General features: G+C 43.1%; 2 protein-coding genes. Both read right to left on the bottom strand.

Features of this window, described 5'->3' with window-relative positions:
* Positions 1-7: 7 nt before the first annotated feature.
* Complete coding sequence (locus CIK04_RS31520) at positions 8-283, bottom strand: single-stranded DNA-binding protein (protein ID WP_097353730.1); 276 nt, start codon at positions 281-283, stop codon at positions 8-10.
* 9 nt (positions 284-292) lie between these two features.
* A partial coding sequence (locus CIK04_RS31515; RefSeq protein WP_325206059.1) for a phage/plasmid replication protein, II/X family occupies positions 293-919 on the bottom strand: 627 nt, incomplete at its 5' end.

The following is a 919-nucleotide window of genomic DNA, read 5'->3' as shown; positions in this document are numbered from 1 at the left end:
TTCATCATTAAGACTCCAAGGCCACCACGCTTAAGCCGAAGCGTTTAAGCTCGAGTGAACCAAAGTTATTCACGACATAACTCGAACTATCAACGGTATACATGCCAGCCGGATAAGGCTTTTGCTCTTCATCAAGCGAGAGTTTCATTTGCGTTGGGAACTTGCCGCCTAGATAAACATAAGCAACCTGCTCATAGATTTTGCGTGCTGGCTTATCATCCTTGGCTTTGGTCGTGCGTACATCAACACGCACATCCTCTTCGAAGATCTCTATTTTTAACATGGTATGTTCCTATGCTGTTCGAAGCTGAACAACGTTGTCATTGGCAAGTAATTGGCGAGTTAACGGGCCGAACTCAGGCTCCAAGTACCAGTCCGGATATTGTTGGGAGAAGTCAACGGTGATTACATCAACCAACGGCACAACCTTATTCATGCCATTGCCTTGTAAGTTCTGTAGTTGAGCCTTGGTAAAACCTGACTCGATAAGAGTGTTCAAGTTGTTGTAAAACGTCTGTTTAACAGAGAATGATCTTTTGACTTCGAGGTTAACCTTCATTGAACCAGGCGACGGATAAAACGAAGAACGGCCCCTATCCGCTTTTGCATAACTAACGTTACCCTTTGGCGTTACTTTCTGGTGCTTAAGTCTCAAGGTATTTTGTACTAATTCATCATCATAGATATTCATGGAGTGACCCCTGTATGTGTGGTTTATCAGCTCTCCATATGTCATTAGCCATAACTCTTGGATTAACTCTTTGCCTGTTTCTTGGAGCTGCTGTTGGTAGTTAATTAGGTCGTTGATTTTTGTCGGTATATTCAGTTCTTTTAATTTGCGTTTCGTTACGCTTGCCTCAAAGCGGATTAGCCATCTAACAAAGCGGTGCAGTCTGGGTCGACATTGCATCAATAATAG

This window comes from Vibrio sp. 03_296 (assembly GCF_002265885.1).
Note: the sequence above shows the minus strand (reverse complement) of the source record. Positions and strands in the feature narration are given on the sequence as shown.